Annotated in this window: 23 protein-coding genes; 3 read left to right on the forward strand and 20 right to left on the reverse strand. The window is 39.3% G+C overall.

Annotated features, from left to right (window positions below; all coding sequences use genetic code 11):
- Positions 1-108: 108 nt before the first annotated feature.
- Genes NL42_RS04375 through pheS form a run of 3 tightly spaced genes read right to left on the reverse strand, consistent with a single transcriptional unit; the run spans position 109 to position 3796 of the window.
- Complete coding sequence (locus NL42_RS04375; protein ID WP_000126166.1) at positions 109-405, reverse strand: integration host factor subunit alpha; 297 nt, start codon at positions 403-405, stop codon at positions 109-111.
- Positions 402-2783 carry a phenylalanine--tRNA ligase subunit beta gene (gene pheT / locus NL42_RS04380; RefSeq protein WP_461311889.1) on the reverse strand — a complete coding sequence of 794 codons (2382 nt, stop codon included), beginning with the start codon at positions 2781-2783 and terminating at the stop codon, positions 402-404. Before pheT ends, NL42_RS04375 begins: the two co-directional genes overlap by 4 nt.
- A gap of 32 nt (positions 2784-2815) precedes the next feature.
- The gene (gene pheS / locus NL42_RS04385; RefSeq protein ID WP_016139213.1) at positions 2816-3796 is read right to left on the reverse strand and encodes a phenylalanine--tRNA ligase subunit alpha; all 981 of its coding nucleotides are present in this window, start codon (positions 3794-3796) and stop codon (positions 2816-2818) included.
- A 157-nt stretch (positions 3797-3953) separates the two neighbouring features.
- Here pheS and NL42_RS04390 point away from each other — a divergent pair, with 157 nt between their 5' ends.
- Positions 3954-4946 carry a hypothetical protein gene (locus NL42_RS04390; RefSeq protein WP_461311890.1) on the forward strand — a complete coding sequence of 331 codons (993 nt, stop codon included), beginning with the start codon at positions 3954-3956 and terminating at the stop codon, positions 4944-4946.
- 6 nt (positions 4947-4952) lie between these two features.
- Here the strand turns inward: NL42_RS04390 and NL42_RS04395 are convergent, their stop codons facing one another.
- The 4 genes from NL42_RS04395 to rpmI all read right to left on the reverse strand — a co-directional run bounded on the left by NL42_RS04395 (position 4953) and on the right by rpmI (position 6730).
- A complete protein-coding gene (locus tag NL42_RS04395; protein WP_461311891.1) occupies positions 4953-5456 on the reverse strand; it encodes a GNAT family N-acetyltransferase in 504 nt (167 codons plus the stop codon).
- 57 nt (positions 5457-5513) lie between these two features.
- A complete protein-coding gene (locus NL42_RS04400; protein WP_461311921.1) occupies positions 5514-6071 on the reverse strand; it encodes an NADAR family protein in 558 nt (185 codons plus the stop codon).
- Positions 6072-6164: 93 nt separating this feature from the next.
- Positions 6165-6524 (reverse strand): 50S ribosomal protein L20, encoded by a 360-nt coding sequence (gene rplT / locus NL42_RS04405; RefSeq protein ID WP_000124858.1) that lies wholly within the window; start codon positions 6522-6524, stop codon positions 6165-6167.
- Positions 6525-6535: 11 nt separating this feature from the next.
- Positions 6536-6730: a 50S ribosomal protein L35 gene (gene rpmI / locus NL42_RS04410; RefSeq protein WP_003655048.1), complete on the reverse strand. Its 195-nt coding sequence runs from the start codon at positions 6728-6730 to the stop codon at positions 6536-6538.
- Between the two features lie 236 nt (positions 6731-6966).
- Here rpmI and nreB point away from each other — a divergent pair, with 236 nt between their 5' ends.
- On the forward strand, positions 6967-8220 hold the full coding sequence (nreB, locus tag NL42_RS04415) for a nickel resistance MFS transporter NreB (RefSeq protein WP_461311892.1): 1254 nt from the start codon (positions 6967-6969) through the stop codon (positions 8218-8220).
- A gap of 45 nt (positions 8221-8265) precedes the next feature.
- Here the strand turns inward: nreB and NL42_RS04420 are convergent, their stop codons facing one another.
- The 4 genes from NL42_RS04420 to thrS all read right to left on the reverse strand — a co-directional run bounded on the left by NL42_RS04420 (position 8266) and on the right by thrS (position 12079).
- Positions 8266-8694, reverse strand: a complete 429-nt coding sequence (locus tag NL42_RS04420; protein WP_016139218.1) for a YqaA family protein — start codon at positions 8692-8694, stop codon at positions 8266-8268.
- A gap of 57 nt (positions 8695-8751) precedes the next feature.
- On the reverse strand, positions 8752-9372 hold the full coding sequence (locus NL42_RS04425) for a glutathione S-transferase N-terminal domain-containing protein (RefSeq protein ID WP_461311893.1): 621 nt from the start codon (positions 9370-9372) through the stop codon (positions 8752-8754).
- A 227-nt stretch (positions 9373-9599) separates the two neighbouring features.
- Positions 9600-10151: a translation initiation factor IF-3 gene (infC, locus tag NL42_RS04430; protein ID WP_080592984.1), complete on the reverse strand. Its 552-nt coding sequence runs from the start codon at positions 10149-10151 to the stop codon at positions 9600-9602.
- A 5-nt stretch (positions 10152-10156) separates the two neighbouring features.
- On the reverse strand, positions 10157-12079 hold the full coding sequence (thrS, locus tag NL42_RS04435; protein ID WP_016139221.1) for a threonine--tRNA ligase: 1923 nt from the start codon (positions 12077-12079) through the stop codon (positions 10157-10159).
- 394 nt (positions 12080-12473) lie between these two features.
- Between thrS and NL42_RS04440 the strand changes: the two genes are divergently transcribed.
- Complete coding sequence (locus NL42_RS04440; RefSeq protein WP_461311894.1) at positions 12474-14111, forward strand: acyl-CoA synthetase; 1638 nt, start codon at positions 12474-12476, stop codon at positions 14109-14111.
- Between the two features lie 47 nt (positions 14112-14158).
- Here the strand turns inward: NL42_RS04440 and yjgA are convergent, their stop codons facing one another.
- From yjgA to mazG, 9 genes are all read right to left on the reverse strand, one after another.
- Positions 14159-14695 carry a ribosome biogenesis factor YjgA gene (yjgA, locus tag NL42_RS04445; RefSeq protein ID WP_016139223.1) on the reverse strand — a complete coding sequence of 179 codons (537 nt, stop codon included), beginning with the start codon at positions 14693-14695 and terminating at the stop codon, positions 14159-14161.
- Between the two features lie 2 nt (positions 14696-14697).
- The gene (locus NL42_RS04450) at positions 14698-14967 is read right to left on the reverse strand and encodes an HPr family phosphocarrier protein (protein WP_013198928.1); all 270 of its coding nucleotides are present in this window, start codon (positions 14965-14967) and stop codon (positions 14698-14700) included.
- Positions 14964-15815: an RNase adapter RapZ gene (rapZ, locus tag NL42_RS04455; RefSeq protein ID WP_003655028.1), complete on the reverse strand. Its 852-nt coding sequence runs from the start codon at positions 15813-15815 to the stop codon at positions 14964-14966. The genes NL42_RS04450 and rapZ overlap by 4 nt, the downstream gene beginning before the upstream one ends.
- A gap of 24 nt (positions 15816-15839) precedes the next feature.
- Complete coding sequence (gene panC, locus NL42_RS04460) at positions 15840-16688, reverse strand: pantoate--beta-alanine ligase (RefSeq protein WP_049837867.1); 849 nt, start codon at positions 16686-16688, stop codon at positions 15840-15842.
- A 3-nt stretch (positions 16689-16691) separates the two neighbouring features.
- Positions 16692-17501 carry a 3-methyl-2-oxobutanoate hydroxymethyltransferase gene (panB, locus tag NL42_RS04465; RefSeq protein WP_004794557.1) on the reverse strand — a complete coding sequence of 270 codons (810 nt, stop codon included), beginning with the start codon at positions 17499-17501 and terminating at the stop codon, positions 16692-16694.
- 46 nt (positions 17502-17547) lie between these two features.
- Complete coding sequence (folK, locus tag NL42_RS04470; protein WP_336166096.1) at positions 17548-18030, reverse strand: 2-amino-4-hydroxy-6-hydroxymethyldihydropteridine diphosphokinase; 483 nt, start codon at positions 18028-18030, stop codon at positions 17548-17550.
- Complete coding sequence (gene pcnB / locus NL42_RS04475; protein ID WP_461311895.1) at positions 18027-19490, reverse strand: polynucleotide adenylyltransferase PcnB; 1464 nt, start codon at positions 19488-19490, stop codon at positions 18027-18029. Before pcnB ends, folK begins: the two co-directional genes overlap by 4 nt.
- A gap of 125 nt (positions 19491-19615) precedes the next feature.
- On the reverse strand, positions 19616-20020 hold the full coding sequence (locus tag NL42_RS04480) for a ComEA family DNA-binding protein (protein WP_461311896.1): 405 nt from the start codon (positions 20018-20020) through the stop codon (positions 19616-19618).
- The gene (mazG, locus tag NL42_RS04485; RefSeq protein WP_461311897.1) at positions 19989-20795 is read right to left on the reverse strand and encodes a nucleoside triphosphate pyrophosphohydrolase; all 807 of its coding nucleotides are present in this window, start codon (positions 20793-20795) and stop codon (positions 19989-19991) included. Before mazG ends, NL42_RS04480 begins: the two co-directional genes overlap by 32 nt.
- Between the last annotated feature and the right edge of the window lie 53 nt (positions 20796-20848).

Below are 20848 nucleotides of genomic sequence, written 5' to 3' on the forward strand. Positions count from 1 at the left end.
TTACGCCTAAATTTTATGTTCCTAAAATTACTTTGCTTACTCTATCTAAATAAATTGACATCTAATCCTAGTTAAATAAAGCTATCTAAATAAGTAAAAAAAAGCAGATCAATCGATCTGCTCATTTCCAACGCGTTGTCTAAACTTCTGACCTGCTCTAAAGGTCACTACCCTACGTGCTGAAATTGGAATTTCTTCACCTGTTTTAGGATTACGTCCTGGGCGTTCGCGTTTATCTCTTAACTCAAAATTACCGAAACCAGAGAGCTTAACCTGCTCCCCTGCAATAAGTGCTTGGCTAATTTCGTCGAAGAACAACTCGACCATTTGTTTTGCTTCACGGCGATTTAAGCTGGTTAACTCACTTAAATGATCAGCCATGTCTGCTTTAGTTAATGCTGTCATGAGGCCCTCAATGTCGCTTGATAAGTGTTTTCTAACACTTGGATTATATTGTCCATACCAGATTTAATTTCAGCATCTTCAAGCGTACGTGAAGGATGTTGCCATAATAATGCAAACGCTAATGAGCGTTTACCTTCTTCGACACCCTGCCCCGTATACACATCGAATAACCATGTAGAGTCTAAAAGCTCTCCACCAGTTTTTTCGATTAACTGCTGAATATCTCTAACATTTATATTATCAGAGATTAAAAGCGCAATATCACGTCTAACCGAAGGAAAACGTGATAATTCTGTAAAATTAGATACATAAGATTGCAAAACCGCATCTTGATCAAGCTCAGCAACCCAAGTTGTGCTCAAATCTAGCTCATTCTCCAAAGATGGGTGCAAGTGACCTAAGTAACCAATTGATTTACCATCAACTAGAATCTCAGCTGATTGCCCTGGGTGCAACCAAGCACGCTCAGAACGTACATATTCAACTTTAACACGACCAGCAGCTAAAACTTCCTCCACCTCACCTTTGAAATCAAAGAAATCCATTGGTTGAGGCTTCACATGCCAAGATTCTGGTACTTGCGAGCCTACTGCCACTAGAGCCAAGGTAGGAGTCTGTTGCAAGTCTTCAATACTCTTAGCATTTTGATAATCAAAACGCAGTCCGAATTCAAAGAAACGAACACGACTTTGCTGACGGTTGAGATTATATTGTACGCAAGGAATTAAACTAGAAAGTAAAGTACTACGCATTGCAGCCAAATCACTTGAAATTGGATTTGCTAGCATCAGTGGCTTAACTTCTGGATTTAATTGCTTTTCAAGTTTAGCATCTGCAAAGCTAAAGCTAATTGCTTCTTGATAACCTAATGTCACGATCGTTTGACGCAGCTCAGCGAGCTCAAAGCGATCTTGGTATTTAGCAAATTTAACATCCATGCTTGGTAAGCTAATCTGGATATTGTCATAGCCATCAATACGCGCTACTTCTTCAATTAAATCTTGATAAATAGCCATATCATAACGATGTGATGGTGGTACTACACTCCATTCACCTTCAGACTTAACTGTTACTTTACACCCTAGTCGAGTTAAAGCATCTGCAATGAACTCACCCGCAACTTGATATCCCAATAATTGATCTACCTGAGTTTGTTTCAGCTCAATTGCTTCACGCTTAGGCAGTAGATCAGTTTTTTCAGCTACAGTAATTGGACCAAACTCGCCGCCTGCTAACTCTTGAATAAGCTGAGAAGCACGATTCATTGCAATTAAAGGTAATTCGAAATCTACACCGCGTTCATAACGCTGCGAAGAGTCTGTATGTAAACCAAAACGACGAGCACGCCCAGCAATCGCAAGTGGTGCAAAGAAAGCACTTTCTAGGAAAATATCAGTCGTATCATCAGTTACACTTGATGATAAACCACCCATAATTCCAGCAATTGCCAAAGCTTTTTGGTCATCAGCAATCACCATGATATCTTCTTGCAACTCAACTTCTTGATCATTCAGAAGTTGTAATTTTTCTTGTTGTGTTGCTTGACGAACATGTACAGTCCCTTCGATTTCAGACAAATCGAATGCATGCATTGGTTGACCCAATTCCATTAGGACATAGTTGGTCACATCAACCAAAATACTATGAGTACGGATTCCTGAACGTGACAAAGCCTGTGCCATCCACTCAGGAGTAGCAGCTTTTACATTAACGTTTTTAACGACACGCCCTAGATAACGCGGAGCACCTTCCGTACTGATAACTACTTTTTTCTCATCAGTAATGGTGGCATCAACCGTGTTAATTACGGGCTCATTCATTTGCAGCTTATTAATAACTGCAATTTCACGAGCAATACCACGAATACTAAAACAGTCACCACGGTTTGGCGTAATACTAATATCAATGACATTATCGTCGAGTTTCAAGTATTCACGGATATTTACTCCGACTGGAGCATCAGCTGGCAGTTCAAGTAAACCATCGATTTTATCTTCAAGATCAATCTCAGAAGCACCACAAAGCATGCCTTGTGATTCAATCCCACGAAGTTTACCTTTTTTGATTTTAAAATCACCAGGTAATACAGCACCAATAGTTGCAACTGGAGCTTTCATTCCAGAACGAACGTTTGGTGCACCACATACAATTTGTAAAGGCTCACCTGAACCAATATTCACTGTTGTAACACGTAGACGGTCTGCATCAGGGTGCTGTTCAACAGTGAGCACTTCACCAATTACAACGCCTGTAAATGGTTTAGCCACAGGTGCCAATTCATCAACTTCAAGACCAAGCATCGTCAACTGATCAGACAATGTATCACTATCAATTGCCGGATTAACCCAAGTGCGTAGCCAATTTTCGCTAATCTTCATCTTTATAAACCTTTTTTAATCCTGAAAAACTGTTAGGCAAATTGGCGTAAGAAACGCACATCATTTTGATAGAACATACGCAAGTCATTAATGCCATAACGCAACATCGCAAAGCGCTCTACCCCTAAACCAAAAGCAAAGCCTTTGTATTTATCAGGATCAATACCCGCGGCACTTAATACATTTGGATGCACCATGCCACAGCCTAAAACCTCTAACCAACGGCCACGTTCATCCATAATATCTACTTCTGCACTTGGCTCAGTAAACGGGAAATATGATGGACGGAAACGTACCTTTAAATCTTTTTCAAAAAACTCATTCAACAGGTTAATGAGTAAACCTTTTAATTCAGCAAAACTGGTGTTCTCAGCAACGTATAAACCTTCGATCTGATGGAACATTGGTGAATGCGTTTGATCTGAGTCACAACGATAAACACGGCCTGGACATACGATACGAATTGGTGGCTCACTTGTTTCCATTGTACGAATCTGTACACCAGACGTGTGCGTACGCAGTAAATGAGTGGCATCAAAATAGAAAGTATCGTGCATAGCACGGGCTGGATGGTGACCAGGAATATTTAATGCTTCAAAATTATGATAGTCATCTTCAACTTCTGGACCAGTCGCAACTGTAAAACCAGCTTTAGTGAAGAACTGACAAATTCTTTCTTGTACTTGAGTAACAGGGTGAACTGTACCAACGCGTTGACCGCGGCCCGGCAAAGTAACATCAATCGTTTCACTTGCTAGCTTTTGCTCAAGTGCTGCCTGCTGTAATCCCGCTTGACGTTCTGTTAAAGCAGTATTAATTGTTTCTCGAACAGCATGAATCGCAGCACCTTGTACTTTGCGTTCTTCAGGGTCCATTTTCCCTAATGCTTTCGATTGTTCTGCAAGCTGGCTTTTTTTCCCTGTAAATTGCACACGCACCTGATCAAGTGCAACAAGGTCTTGAGCTGCTGCAATGGCAGCAAGCGCTTCTGTGGTCAGGGCTTCCAGTGACATATTAACTCTCAAAGCAACAAATTAAAAAATATAATAAAACACTGCATTCTAACAGTTTTTCATCAGATTGATGAAGTTTATCCATCATGAAAAATGTATTAGGCAACAAAAAGATAAAACGTATAAGATAATAGCATCGTCAATGAGATCAACTATTATGGCGCTCAATCAAATTTGGAAACAACAACTTACGCTTGTAACATATGGTAATGAATACCTCCGTCAAAACTTAAGCTTTACCCAATGGCGACAACATCATATTTTTGACCACCATAGTTTTCAATTTCGTGACTTAGCTTCTCAGCATTTACTCGCTCAACATTTTCAAGTTTGGCTAGAAGCGCTAAAAAAACAAGGCACCACTCAACTCAGTTTACATTTATCAAGCCTTCTGAATGAAGAGCAAAATCCAAACAACAATGTTGAGCTTTTACCTTATACCCATTTTATCGTTAGCCATCAAAATGATAAGAAATTTGCATGGATTTTCGGCCATGAACTTGCTGAATGGTATAACAATGATAATGAGTTTGAAGCCCCTGCTTCACAAACCTGTGAGCTTCATTTAGAAACTTTCTGGCGTTTTGAACTAAATGAAAAATTATCAAAAAAAATTGAAGCTGATTTAAAAAATCCGCCATGGCAAGAAATAGCTGACTTTATGGATAGCGAATTATTTCGTAGTAAATATGCATCAGGGTTTGAGGAACCAGAATTTCAAAAAGCTCATTTTGATGGTACAAACATTACGAGCCAAGAACCAAGACTTGCTTTAATGCCAGAGAATTATCCTGCAGATTATGCTCATCAACTTTTATCTCGTACTCAAGCATTGGCCAATTATTTAGAACAAAAGAAACGCCTTGCAAATGACCCATTAGGAGAAGAGCTAGATCAAGAACAACTCATTAATTTAAGAAATTTTACGCAAAAAACTGATGATTTGTTTGCCAAACTTATTGTTAAAGCTGCTAATCACTACCAAACAGCTCAGATCGTACCCGTAGTTAAAGCCTCCCCATTCGAGCAATCAAATGAAAATCCACAACATTTGAAATCTCACCACCATAAAGGCACTGGTTCAGGCGTTATTAAGCTGATTATTCTAACGATTATTATTTGTGCTCTGGCTTATTATTTTGGGCTTTAACTTAGATTAGAGTTTCCATTGATAAAGTAATTCTGTTATTTCGAAGCCGAACTCCGGTAGTTCGGTTTCGCCAATTATTTTGGCTCCCATTTTTTCATAAAAAAACCGGCTTGGATTTCTATTAAAAACTTCTAAACGAATAAAACTGTATCCCTGATTTAAAGCACATTGATAGAAATTTTGGAATAACTCACGGCCTATGCCTTGTTTTTGAACTTCTCTTAAAAGATAAAAAGCAAGAATTTCAGCAATATTACTCTCTGGGTTTAAGTAACCATCGAGAAAGCCTTTCACTATTCCATTTTCAGTATAGATAAGTAACTTATGATCAGGGCTTTTGGTGATTTCTTTCCATAACTGTTCTTTATCTAGTACTTTAAGCTCATCCAATATTTCCTGCTTAAGCATACCTGTATAGGTTTCTTTCCAACACTGCACATGTACTTCTGCAATAGATAATGCATCCTTAAAAGTAGCTATACGAATTTCTCTTTCATTTAGTGATTGCAATTCGTTTCCCTCATGTCACTACTTTTAAAGTGAAGCACCAATTTGTTTCATACAAACTTATTCAGCTAAAAGCCGCTCTCGAACATGCATTAAAGCAAAACCCAACAAATTTAAGCCTTGCCATTGAGATGGATCTTGAATATATGGATGGTCTTGTGCCATACCAATTCCCCAAATTTTATCGACTGGAGATGCTTCAACCAAAATACGGTCTTTTGTGGCTAATAAGAATTCTTTCAATTTATGATGCTGAGAGAATTTAGCAAAGTTCGCCTGTACGACAATGTCAAACCGATTTTTTTGCCATACCTGTTCATCATAATTACGCACTTTACGTCCTAGCTGTTTGGCTTCATTCGGATGTTTAACCTGCAAGATCTGTGCAAAGATCTCTTCATCATTAAATAATTTTGCTTTTTGCGCCATCATATAGTGCTCAGCAGTAAAGTATTCATCACTTTCCACTTTAAATTGCGCAGGAAACCACTGGCTAAAACAGCTTTTATCAACAAGATCAGCTTGTTTAGGAGTATGCCCCCAGAAACATAAGTATTTAAACTGGTGGCCTTGCTGTACTTTTTGAATTAAGTCATTTAGAAATTTTTCGTCTTTCATCATTTATCTCTGATTATTATCTCTTTTTAAAATAGAACCATTAAAAATAAAAAAAGACCGCTAAAAAGCGGTCTCTTTTTTGAATCTCTAAGCTTATGCAGCTAATGCGCCTTTAGCTTTTTCAGCTAAAGCAGCAAATGCTACTGCATCATGCATAGCGATGTCAGCTAATACGCGACGGTCGATGATCACTTGAGCTTTTTTCAAGCCATCGATCATACGGCTGTAAGACAAACCGTTTTGACGAGCACCAGCATTGATACGCGCAATCCATAGAGCACGGAATTGACGTTTCTTTTGACGGCGGTCACGATAAGCATATTGACCAGCTTTGATTACCGCTTGGAACGCTACGCGGTAAACGCGTGAACGAGCACCATAGTAACCTTTAGCGCGAGCAAGAATTTTTTTGTGACGACGATGAGCCACTACACCACGTTTTACACGAGCCATTTATAATCTCCTTAGATGTATGGGCACATACGACGAACTGAGTTCACGTCAGAAACATGAACCATTACACAGCCGCGTAATTGACGGATACGTTTAGCAGATTTTTTGGTCAGAATGTGGCGCTTAAATGCTTGTTTGCGCTTGAAACCGTGTGCAGTCGCTTTGAAGCGTTTAGCAGCACCGCGGCGAGTTTTCATCTTAGGCATAACAACCTCTTTTGAACACCTGTTCGGAACGCTTGCACCATTGCAAAAACGACCTGCAGGTAAGGGAGCCGATATTCTAAAGCATCCCAACCTAAAACAAAAGTAAAATGCTCATTTTTTGATAGTAAATTGTCTATTTCATATAAACGATATTTTCTATAATCAATTATCAAATTACGAGAAAATCCACAAAATCATCGCCTATAATAAGTGCAATCTCTTAAATTCAAAAGAATATGAATATACAAAATGATGCTTTCGCTGCATTGCGGTATCGAGATTTCTCTATCGTTACGATCAATCAGTTTTGCTTAACGCTCGCAATTTTGATTCAAGAAATTATTGTTGCCTATTCATTATATCAAATCACCAAAGACCCACTGACTTTAGGGTTAATCGGACTCGCAGAAGCGATTCCTTTTATTGCCCTTTCTCTTTGGGGAGGCTATTTTGCAGATAGGTTTAATAAACAGATTATTATGAAAATCTGTTTATTTTTCTCGGTTCCCCTTCCCTTGGTTTTATGGTTACTTTTCCACTTACATGGTTTAGGGCATATCAGTGTTAGCTTCCTTTCTTGGGGTATTTATGCTGTTATTTTTGGTTTAGGAACAATCCGCGGTTTCTATAATCCTTCTGCAACTTCGTTAAAACCATTTTTAATTCCGCGTGAACTCTATGCAAATGGTGCGACATGGACAACCATCGGCTGGCAAAGTGGTGTAATTATTGGACCAATGCTAGGTGGTTTTATGCTTGCTTATTTAGGTAGGGAAACAAGCCTATTTAGTGTTGCTGCTTTACTCGCTATTTGCTTTATTTTAATTAATTTATTGCATAAACGTAGTTTTCCTAAAATTGAAACTAACAATATTTTAGAAAGCTTAGGAGAGGGTTTCCGTTTTATCTGGAAAACCAAAATTGTTCTTTGGGCGATTTCTCTGGATTTAGCTTCTGTTTTATTTGGCGGCGTTATCGCGTTATTACCAATTTTCGCAGAAGATATATTAAAAGTCGGCCCAGAAGGGCTTGGATATTTACGAGCAGCTCCATCTATTGGCGCACTCATTACCATGATTGCCTTAACCCGCTTTCCGCCAACTCAACATGCATGGCGTAACATGTTGCTTGCTGTAGCAGGTTTTGGAATATTTACTATTCTATTCGCCTTCTCAAACAATATGTGGTTATCTCTTTTTGCTCTTGCTATGACAGGCGCATGTGACAGTATTTCTGTTGTTGTAAGACAAACCATTTTACAAATTTTCCCACCAGAAAATATGCGAGGCCGCGTTGCTGCCGTAAACGGTATGTTTGTATCTTCGAGCAATGAGTTAGGAGCCTTTGAATCAGGTTTAGCGGCTAAATATTTAGGCACAATTACCGCTACAATTTTTGGAGGCTGTATGACGCTGGTGGTTGTGACTTTCTGTTGGCTCAAAACGAACGATCTATTTAAGGTAGACATTACCAAAAGCTCAGAAGATTAATTTAAATATTTATAAATCAAAGCATCTTCGGATGCTTTTTTTATTTTAAATAAAACCCATCATCACCCAGTAAATAAACAAATAGCGCCCTGCTTTGGCAATAATAACGATACCAAGGAAGCGCCAAAAATTTTCTTTGAAGAGTCCAGCAACCAAAGTAATTGGATCGCCAATGATAGGTGCCCAACTCAAAAGTAAGGAGTAAAAGCCATATTTATGATAAAAGTTTTGTGCTTGTTGTAAACGCTTTTCAGAAACTGGAAACCACTTTCGATGTTTGAATTGCTCTATCTTTAAGCCTAACCACCAATTGACACAAGAACCTAAGACATTACCTAAAGTAGCTATGCCAATTAAAAGCAAAGCTGAATGTTGGCCCTTCAACAATAAGGTTACCAGTACCGCTTCAGACTGTAGAGGTAATAAAGTGGCAGCGCCAAAAGCACTAATAAAAAGCAAAAAGTAACTCAGCATAATTAATTACACCAGACTACTTTTTGCTTTAAGGATTTATTAAATTCAAGCAAGAAATTAAGCCACTTTAATTGATAGTGCTTTTTGAACTGCTGGACGTGCTGTTAAGCGGACAATATATTCTTGTACGTATGGATAGTCTTCAAGCTGAATACCTTGCCATTCATAACGTAAAATCCACGGCAAGATTGCCATATCAGCAATCGAGTATTCCCCAGCAACAAACTTCTGACCAATCAGTTGTCTATTGAGCACCCCATATAAGCGTTTAGTTTCATTTAAATAGCGCTCTATGGCATAAGGAATTTTTTCAGGAGCAAATTTATTAAAATGATGATTTTGCCCAAGCATCGGTCCCAAACCACCCATTTGCCACATGAGCCACTGCTCAACCTCAACTCGCTCTTGTTCATCAGCTGGATAAAATAATCCAGTTTTTCTACCCAAATATTGCAAGATAGCGCCCGATTCAAATATAGAAATTGGCTCACCACGAGGTCCATTTTGATCAACAATCGCAGGAATTTTATTATTTGGGGAAATTCTCAGGAAATCTGGTTGAAATTGATCATTTTCTAAAATATTAATTGGGTAGAGGGTGTAATCCAGTCCCATTTCTTCTAAGGCAATTGTGATTTTATGTCCATTGGGAGTTCCCCAATAATATAGATCAATCATTCTATTTTCCTATTCATCATTATCATGACTGCGTCTTGCGTTATATCATGTTTTAAGAGGAACTATGATATTTCCCACACCAAAAAACACATAAAATTCGTGAATTGAATTTCTTAAAAAATATAGCAATTGTCTTAAATAAAACTGAATAAAAAAAGTTAAATGATGTTTTTTATTAATATGAGGATAAAAAAAAGCACTGCTTTTGCAGTGCTTTTTTTTGAGTATTACTTTTTCTTTTTCGGTCCAAGTAACATACCCATTTGACGGCCTTCCATTTTTGGTGCTTGTTCCACAACCCCAAACTCAGCCACATCTGCTTCAATTTTTTGCAATTGAGCTAAGCCAAGTTGTTGATGAGCCATTTCACGACCACGGAAACGTAAAGTGATCTTCACTTTGTTTCCTTCTTCAAGGAATTTCAAAATAGCACGAAGCTTAACTTGATAATCACCAACATCAGTTGCAGGGCGCAGTTTGATTTCCTTCACTTGCACTTGATGCTGTTTTTTCTTCGCATCTTTTTGCTTCTGCTTAAGGTCAAACAAGTGCTTGTTGTAATCCATAATTTTACAAACAGGCGGCTCGGCGTTTGCAACGATCTCAACAAGATCAAGTTCAACCTCTTCAGCAGCACGCAGTGCTTCACTTAATGAAACAATTCCTTTTTGCTCACCCTCAGCACCGACGAGGCGTACTTCTTTTGCACGGATCTCATCATTAATTGCTGGACGGTTGCTTTTTGCACCTTGTTGTTGGTTACGGTCAGGCTGTTTAATCTTTCTTACTCCACAATATACCGGCCGCGATCGGCGACGGCAGACTTCACTAAGTCAATGAATGCATCTACTGACATAGTACCTAAATTTTTTCCTGAGCGCGTACGTACATTCACAGTACCTTCTTCAACTTCTCGATCACCAAGAACTAACAAGTAAGGAATACGCTCTAGAGTACGCTCACGAATCTTAAATCCGATTTTTTCGTTTCTCAAGTCAGAAATAGCACGAAGACCATTTTCTTTGAGTTTTGCTACGACTTTCTCACAAGCTTCAGCTTGAGAGTCAGTAATATTCATAACACATGCTTGTAACGGCGACAACCAAGGTGGCATGAAACCAGCGTAGTGTTCAATTAGTATACCAATAAAACGTTCAAAACTGCCAAGAATTGCACGATGCAACATAACAGGTTGATCACGATCATTGTCTTCAGTTACGTAAGACGCATCTAAACGCTCTGGTAAGTTGAAGTCACACTGAATAGTACCACATTGCCATACACGTCCGAGACAGTCTTTCAATGAGAATTCAATTTTCGGACCGTAGAACGCGCCTTCACCTGGTTGTAATTCCCACTCAAGACCCGCTGCATCTAAAGCATCTGCTAAAGATTTCTCAGCCATATCCCAAAGTGCGTCATCACCCACACGTTTTTCTGGACGTGTAGAAAGTTTCATTTGCACTTCTTCAAAGCCAAAATCTTTATAAACATCTAAAGTGAGTTTAATAAAGTCTGCAACTTCTTGACCAATTTGTTCTTTAGTACAGAAGATATGAGCATCATCTTGTGTAAAGCCGCGTACACGCATAATGCCGTGTAAAGAACCAGATGGTTCGTTACGATGGCAAGAACCGAACTCAGCTAAACGAATTGGCAAATCACGGTATGATTTCAAACCTTGGTTGAAAACTTGCACGTGACATGGGCAGTTCATCGGCTTAACCGCATAATTACGACTTTCAGAATGAGTCGTAAACATGTTGTCCGCGTAGTTCGCCGCATGACCAGATTTTTCCCAAAGCGTAAAGTCTACGATTTGTGGTGTTTTAATCTCGAGGTAACCATTGTCTTGCTGAACTTTACGCATGTATTGTTCAAGAACTTGGTAAATCGTCCAACCGTTTGGATGCCAGAACACCATACCCGGTGCTTCTTCTTGCATATGGAACAAATCTAAGGCTTTACCAATTTTACGGTGGTCGCGCTTTTCAGCTTCTTCAATACGCTTAATGTATGCAGCAAGCTGTTTCTTATCAGCCCATGCTGTACCATAAATACGTTGAAGCTGTTCATTCTTCGCATCGCCACGCCAGTAAGCGCCAGAGATTTTTGTCAGTTTAAACGATTTTAAGAATTTGGTGTTTGGTACGTGTGGACCACGACACATGTCCAAATAATCTTGATGGTAATACAAGCCCATTTGTGTTTCTTCAGGCATGTCTGCAATCAAGCGCAATTTGTATTCTTCGCCACGTGCAGTAAATTCAGCAATTACTTCATCACGCGGTGTCATTTTTTTAACGACATCATAATCTTGGTCGATGAGCTTTTTCATGCGCTCTTCGACAGCTGCCATATCGTCTAATGTAAAAGGACGAGGCATCCAGATGTCGTAGTAAAAACCTTCTTCAATGACTGGACCAATCACCATCTTAGCTTCAGGGAATAGCTGTTTAACAGCATGTCCTACAAGGTGTGCACAAGAATGGCGAATGATTTCAAGACCTTCTTCATCTTTTGGAGTGATGATTTGTAAGGTCGAATCTTCGGTAATTAAGTCACATGCATCAACTAAGCGATCATTTACTCGTCCGGCAACAGTATTCTTTGCTAGACCGGGCCCAATACTTTGGGCAACTTCCATAACAGATACAGCGTGATCAAAACTCTTTTGATCGCCATTTGGCAATGTGATAATTGGCATAAAAAAATCCTTAAGGAGTGATGCCCTATACGAAGGAGCATTTCACCGCGAGATTATGATCGAGGCGAACCTCAAAATATAAAAACGGTGTAAAGCAAAATTAAAAATCCTGAAAGATTTTACACTTGTTCAAGCAAAGTGAAAACCTTTGAGCCCACAAAATCATAAATACATTTTGCTTATCAGGTAAACAGCAATAAATGACTTAAAAAATATATGAGGAAGATTTTTTAAACACACTCAGCACAAGTGGTTTAAGATGAAGAAAATAGCATTTTTGCTCATTTTCTGACTGAAGGATATTTCTCTTTAAGACTAAAGCATAGATGCGTTGATGAGTATTAAGTCATATTTTCAAAGAATGAATTAAAAATAGAACACGGAGTTGTTTACCATGGTTAGTGCTTATGATGAATTACCACGCACACCCGCAAACTTTGTTGCATTATCACCTCTACGCTACTTAGAACGTGCAGCTTATATTTATCCAAATCAGGCTTCGATTATTCATGGTAAGCGCCAAATTTCATGGAAAGAAACTTACCAACGGTGTTGCCAGTTTGCTTCTCAGCTCAAACAACTGGGAATTAAAAAAAATGATACGGTGTCCGTGTTATTGCCAAATATTCCAGCCATGGTTGAAGCACATTTTGCCGTTCCAATGGCTGGTGCTGTACTCAATACGCTCAATACACGTTTAGATGCAAAAACAATAGCTTTCATGTTGGAACATGCTGAAAGCAAAGTACTGTTGGTTGACCCTGAATTTGTTAACTTGGCAAGAGAAGCCCTCTCTCTTATTCCTGACCAACACATTATTGTGATTGATGTAGCTGATGATGAGTATGAAGGTGAAAATCAGTTTATCGGCTCTTTTGAATATGAAGAATGGATAGCCCAAGGCGATATTAACTTTGTATGGCATTTACCAGAAGATGAGTGGGATGCGATTAGCTTAAGTTACACATCTGGAACGACGGGCAATCCTAAAGGTGTTGTTTATCATCATCGTGGTGCTTATCTCAATGCTGCAAGTAATATCTTAGCTTGCGGAATGAAACCACGTGCTGTGTATTTATGGACATTACCCCTTTTCCATTGTAATGGTTGGTGTTTTGCATGGAGTATCGCAGCCAGCGGTGGAACCAATATTTGTTTGCGCAAAGTCGACCCAGAATTAGTCATGCAACTCATTGCAGAACATAAAGTTGATTATTTCTGCGGTGCACCGATTGTTCTTTCAATGATTATTAACTTATCTAAAGAGAAACAAACCAACTTTGATCATCATGTTGAAGTGATGGTTGCTGGCGCAGCTCCTCCAGTTGCTATTATTGAAGGTATGCGAAATATGGGGATTAACGTAAACCATGTTTATGGCTTAACAGAAACGTACGGTCCTTCTGCCTTATGTGCTTCGCAATCTGGATGGAATGAACTTTCAATTGCTGAACAAGCTCAACTTCATTCTCGTCAAGGTGTTCCCTATCCATTACAGGACAGTATGCGTGTGCTAGACCCCGAAACCATGCAGCCTGTACCGAATGACGGACAAACCATGGGAGAAATTATGTTTCGTGGCAATATTGTCATGAAAGGTTATTTAAAGAATCCTCAAGCAACTCAAGAAGCTTTTGCTGGCGGATGGTTCCACACAGGGGACTTAGCGGTTTGCCACCCCGATGGTTATGCAAAAATTACTGATCGCTCAAAAGACATTATTATTTCAGGTGGAGAAAATATTTCATCTCTAGAAGTAGAAGATGTGTTGTATAGGCACCCAGCTGTTTTAACTGCTGCGGTCGTCGCTAAACCCGATGCTCGTTGGCAAGAAGTACCCTGCGCATTTATTGAGTTAAAAATGGGCGCTACAGCAACGCCTGAAGAAATTATTGAACATTGCCAAAAAGAGTTAGCACGCTTTAAAGTTCCTAAAGATGTGGTCATTACAGAAATTCCAAAAACATCGACCGGCAAATTGCAGAAGTTTATTTTGCGTGAATGGGCAAAAGAACGTGCTGAGAGTATATAAATAAAAAAAGCGACGCCTTGAGCGTCGCTTTTTTTATTTAAGCGCATTTAGCCTTGATCGGACAATAATGCGATTTGCTGTACATAGTTAACAAATTTAACTTTTGATGCCTCGATTTCTGCTTCACTCAACTGTTGAGTTTTATCACGATTGATTCTCAACACATGTTGACGCAAGGTATGACGTTCCGATGCATTATAAATTTTACTAAATTCATTAATTGCAGGATCACCCTGTTCAATCATGCGGTCAACCCAACGCATTAATTGAGCCTGTCTTTTTGCGCCTTGCTGCGGGGTTAAATAAGACAAAATAACGGTCTCATCTTCATTGCGCAACAATTTACCAATACGTTGAAATTGGCGACGACGTGCTTCAAAAGAACTAATATTCTGCACTTCCATTAAAGCATCAATTAAACGCTCATCAACTGGAAGTTTCTGAATTTGTTTAATAGAAAGTTGCGCGAGTTGCTCACCTAAAGCAGCCATGCGTTGCACTGCTTTTTTCTGTTCGGTTTTACTTGCACGTCCTTCTAAAGAACCAAAATCTTCTTCACTATAACGTTGGGAACCACGTGCCACGATTAATCTGCCTCATAAAATTTTGCTGCGAATAACGCCAGTACTTCATTTAATGCCTGTTCTTCGTCGGTACCATCAATGACCAATCGCAAAGTGGTCCCTTTACCTGCACCTAACATCAGCAAAGACATAATATTTTTTGCATCTACCAAATGATCGCCTTTTCCAATCTGGATCGACGAACGAAACTTTGTAGTGACCTCTATCAGTTTCCCTGATGCACGAGCATGTAAACCGAGTTTATTAATTACATCAACAGTTGTGTCTATCATGACCAGTGCTTCATTTCTCTGTGTAAGACCTGAACAGACCATTCTGCCTCAAGTGCTTGTTTTAGTCTATCTACGATATAAACCGAACGATGTTGCCCCCCAGTGCAGCCAATAGAAATCGTCATATAGTGACGATGTCCTTCAGCAAATGCGGGAAGCCATTTTTTTAAGAAGTGAAGAATATCATCAAACATTTCGTTTGCTTGTGGACTTGCTTCTAAAAATTGTCTTACTGGCTCATCCAAACCAGAAAAACGTCTTAATTCTAAATCCCAATGCGGATTTGGTAAATGCCGTACATCAAAAACATAATCGGCATCTAAAGGAATGCCATGTTTATATCCAAAGGACTGCAATATGACAATAAGCTTATCTGACTGCCCTAATTTAGACAGTAAAATATGCTTTAAATCATGAACGCTTTTATCCGTTGTATCAATATGAACCGTAGCGCGGAACTGAATTGGAAGCAGCAACTGCTTTTCTTCATGAATACATTGCAACAGACTTTTAAAACGGTTGGCTAATGGATGTGGACGACGCGATGCACTAAAACGCGCAATCAAATCCTGATCTTGCGTAGTAAGATAAATAACATCAACCGTGCCATGTCTTTGTAATTGCTCAAAAACATGATCGAACTCTTGCATATCTGCCCGAGTACTTCTTACATCCACACCTAAAGCCAATTGCTCTAGGTTATTTTCATGATCTAGCTTTGCCACAATTTCAGGCAGCAATGCCAAAGGCAAATTATCAATACAGTAATAGCCCAAATCTTCTAATACTTGAAGGGCTGAAGATTTTCCTGAACCAGACTGTCCTGTCACGATAAGTATACGCTTCATGGCATGGCTGTCCTTTGATCTCTTTTATTGGGGTGTAAAGGCAACTTCTAAATTGTCAATCAAACGGGTTGCACCCAGTTTTGCCGCGACAAATAACACAATATCACGATCAAATTGAGTAGCAGGTAACAGATTTGTCTGACGAGCTTCGACATAATCAACAACAAAGCCATTATCTGTCAACTGAGTTTTGATATCTTCTACAACTTGTTGCAAATCTTTGCCTTGATGTAACTGTTGCTCAGCCTGCTTCAAACTTTGATAAATAACCGGAGCAATCTGACGGTGCTCAGCGCTTAAATAACCATTTCTTGAGCTAAGCGCCAAACCATCTGCTGCACGAACAATTGGCACGCCAATCACTTCTAAAGGAATATTTAAATCTTGTACAAACTGACGAATAACGGCTAACTGTTGGTAATCTTTTTGCCCAAAGAAAGCGTAGTTCGGTTGCACAATATTAAAGAGCTTAGTTACAACCAAAGCTACACCATCAAAGTGTCCTGGACGTGAACTACCACATAAAGCATCTGTGATCTGGCTTACACTGATGTTCGTTAAACGTGGTTGTGTACCGTACATTTGCTCAACTGATGGCGCAAAAATAATGTCACAGCCAACATCGGCAAGTAGGCGACTATCTTGCTCTAAAGTACGAGGATAGTTGTCAAAATCTTCGCCTGGACCAAATTGTGTCGGATTTACGAAGATGCTTACAACCACAACATCACATAGCTTTTTCGCTTCACGAACAAGTGTGAGATGCCCTTCATGTAGATTTCCCATTGTTGGGACAAAACCAATAATTTTACGTGCAGCTCTAGCAGGATTTAAAGAAGCTGCAAGACCTTGTATGGTGGTTTCTGTTTTCATGAATTACAGCTCAACGTGAAAAGTATGTTCTTTAGCAGGGAATGACTGATCCTGCACAGCAGCATGAAAAGCTTTAAAAGCATCTAAAATGGCAGTTTCACCTGATTGCTCTTTCATAAAGTTACGTACAAAACGCGCAACTCGACCAAAAGTTAAACCTAACATATCTTGTACAACTAATACTTGACCATCGGTTGCATTACCTGCGCCAATACCAATTACAGGCGTATTTGGGAATAATTCAGCAATTTCTTGACCCAACTGAGCAGGAACACATTCAAGTAATAATACCGCTGCACCGGCCTCAACCACTGCTGTACAATCAGCAATGAGCTGATCTGCTGCTTCACGCGTTCTAGCTTGTAATTTATAACCACCGAATACATGTACAGATTGAGGTGTTAAACCTAAATGTACACAAACAGGCACACCATTACGAGTTAAAACCTGCACGATTTCACTTAACCATGCGCCGCCTTCGATTTTCACCATTTGAGCGCCAGCTTGCATGACTGTTCTTGCATTTTGCAAAGCATCATTCAAGGTTGCATAACTCATAAATGGCAAGTCTGTCATAATCAAAGCATGCTGGTTACCACGACGAACCGCTGCCGTATGATAAGCCATATCTTCAACGGTTACTGGCAAAGTTGAATCTCGCCCTTGAATTGCCATTCCAAGAGAATCACCAATTAAGATTGTATCAATTTCAGCAAGTTCCATTGCTTTTGCCATGCTTGCATCGTAACAAGTTAGACAAGAGAACTTACGTCCTTCGGCTTTAAATTTTCTTAAGTCACTTAGACTAATCATGATGATATCCTCTACAGGAGTTTGCAGAACATAATGAATCGAGAGCTTAAGCCCAAGACTCATCCGCAAGTACAGTCAGTGTCGGCTGCTGTATCAGTTCTAAATTTTTAAGTGGCTGATCATTAATCTGTAAATCAGCATCTAAATCTAATAAAGGAATCACAACGAAATCTCGCTCTAAAATTCCTATGTGCGGCACAGTTAAGCGCTCATTGTGAATTTTTTCATTGCCATATATAAGCAAATCTAGATCTAAGGTTCGCTCACCCCAACGACGAAGTCGTACACGACCAGCTTCTTGCTCAAAACGTTGTAAATGATCCAGCAAATCTAAAGGTGCAAGATCCGTATTTAATTCTGCAACTGCATTTAAATAATTTGGCTGATCTTGAGGGCCCATAGGTGGACTTTGATAAAGTCTAGAAACTTTAACCATTCCTAACGTCTTAAGCTTAGCAATGGCTTCAGATAAAATTTGACGTGAATCGCCCAAATTACTTCCTAAACCAATATAAGTGGTTATTGTCATTGCGTTGGCCCAAAAACAACTTGGCTTAAATCGCGTTGTACCCGCTTACGTTTTAAAATTGGATGATCGCCCGTCACGCCTGCTTGTGAGGCAGTCGCTTTTTCAACAAACCGGCCTACAGCCTGATCTTGTCTAGTACGTTCTTTTTTCCCGCGGCGAGTGCGTGGTTCCGGAATATCAACCAAAGGTTCAATTTCCGTCTCAACTTTATTATTTTCGATAGGCTCAGCAGCAGCTTTACGACGGTTTTTAGCTTTCTGACGATTATATTGGCTAATAGCAGCTTCTTTTTCGTCATTTGACATTTCTTGGTAGGTTTCCCACCAGCTTCCCATTCCTTGTGTTGCGTCATCACCTGACTTTTCACGAAGTAATAAGAAGTCAAAACCAGCACGGAAACGAGCATGCCCTGCCAATGCTTCTATTTGCTGTGGTTTTGGATTAAGCAAACGAGTCTGCATTTCCCAAACTTCACGAATAAAAGTTTCTGCAAAACGAGGAATAACTGTGCGTGTTGCTTGACGTTTTAAAACATCTAAACCAGCTTGCGCACGGGCTTCAGCCGGCACAATGCCTTTAGATAAATAAAATTCACAACGCTCTAAAAACGGTTGCCACAATAACACTGCATAGAAAAATGCTGGGTTAATTGTTTTCCCAACCTGAATACGTTGATCTGTATTCTTTGCTGCTCTTAAAATAAATGGAGTGAGGTTAGGCTGAATATCTGCAAAAAGTTGCTTCCATACACCAAACTCAATCAACATTGGCAAAACACGCGCCAAATGTCCCATTGTGAAAAGCTTCTGAGATTCATCATATAAACGATGCGGAGAGACATCACGCAATAATTGCGTCATTTCAGCATTAAAGATATCGAGAATATTTGAATCAATTTTGAAATTTAACTTGGCTGCAAAACGTAAAGTTCGCAGCATACGCACTGGGTCTTCTTCAAAACGCTGTGCTGGATCGCCTAATAAACGTAGAGTTTTATTTTTAACATCGTCCATCGCTTTGCAGAAGTCGAGCACGATACTCTTACGCGGTTGGTAATATAGCGTATTGATTGAAAAGTCACGGCGAGCAAAGTCTTGTTCGATGGTACCCCAGTTATTGTCACGTAAAATCATGCCAGAGGCACTGGTAACTGCTTTTTTAGGAGGGGCACGGAATGTTGCAACTTCAATAAGCTCACGCCCTGAATAGACATGTGCCAATTCAAATCGACGACCAATGATTCGGCAACGTCTGCCAAAAACTTCTTTAATTTGAGAAGGTGTCGCATTGGTGACTGCATCGAAATCTTTAGGATTAAACCCTAGCATTAAATCACGGACACCACCCCCAACAATATAAGCTTCATAGCCAGCTTTATTCAGGCTATCGATCACATCTAAAATCGAAGAAGGAAGTTGGGCTGTGGACAAACCACATTTTGACGCTCGCAAGGTTTGCAAAAGACGCTGTCTCCTACGTCAGTACGTAAATAACAAGTTGTCGCTAATCATAGCTCTAACGCACACAAAGGGCAATTTGATTCTCTGTAGTTTGCGCATGAAATGACAATTGACAAACACATGATTTATAAACTCAACCGCGTTTTATTCTTTTCAAAAATGGCTGGACCTATGCCCTTTACGTTTTTAAATTCATCAATATTTTTAAAGCCACCATTCTTTTGACGGTATTCTACAATCGCCTGAGCCTTTTTCTCACCAATCCCTTTTAGCTTTTGAAGCTCCTCAATATTGGCTTGATTCAAATGAACTTGTCCTGAAGAATCAGTCATGGCTGGGCTTTTTGGAACATTAGAATGAGAGGAGTGCTGCATGCTCAACTTCTGATCATACATCTGCTGTTTAGCCTTCCACTCCTTAAAATTTTGATCGAAAGATTGAGCCTGAATAAAAGTTGATGAAATCAGGCTCCAAAATAAAATAATAAAAATATAACACTTACTCTTCCAAAGACTCATGTTGAGCTGCATGTGTTTTTTCCCCTAAACGTAATTGCCGCTTTGCCTGATTCCACAATTCATCCATTTCAGACAAGGTCATGTCCTCTAATGTTCTTTGCTGTTTTTGAGCTTGATCTTCAATAAAAGCAAAACGGCTTCTAAATTTATGTATTGTTGATAAAAGTGATGTTTCACTTGAAATCGCAAGTTTACGTCCAACATTGACTAATGAAAACAGGCAATCTCCAAATTCATCTTGAATTTCATCCATATTTTGATTTTTTAATGCCTGCTTAAACTCATCCAATTCTTCTTCTAGTTTTCCATAAGCATCTTCTACGGTTTCAAAGTCAAAACCAACTTTTGCGACATTTTCTTGAATTTCTTGTGCCTGTAATAGTGCTGGCCCATGCTTTATTTCATCTAATCTTGATTGCGGCTTGCCTTGTTTTTCTTGTTGTTTAATTTGTTTCCATAACTCACTTACTTGTTCTGGCGTTAAGTTATTAAATTGATCTGCCTGAAAAACATGTGGATGACGGCGGATTAACTTTTCACTTATTGCCTCAACAACATCTTGAAAGTTAAAAGCACCTTGCTCACTAAACATTTGTGATTGAAACACAACTTGTAACAACAAATCGCCTAGCTCATTTTTGATTTCATCGATATTACCCTGACGAACAGCAGCCTCAACTTCATATGCTTCTTCAATCGCATATTTGGTAAGAGTCATTGGGGTTTGAGCTTGATCCCACGGACATTTTTCTCGTAACTCTTTCATGATTTTAAGCAATTTATCCATGGTAACCCTCAAGTTTAAAATTCGGTCAGTCAAACTAAGATTTTAATTTGTTA

The sequence above is a fragment of the Acinetobacter sp. GN11 genome (genome assembly GCF_054823985.1).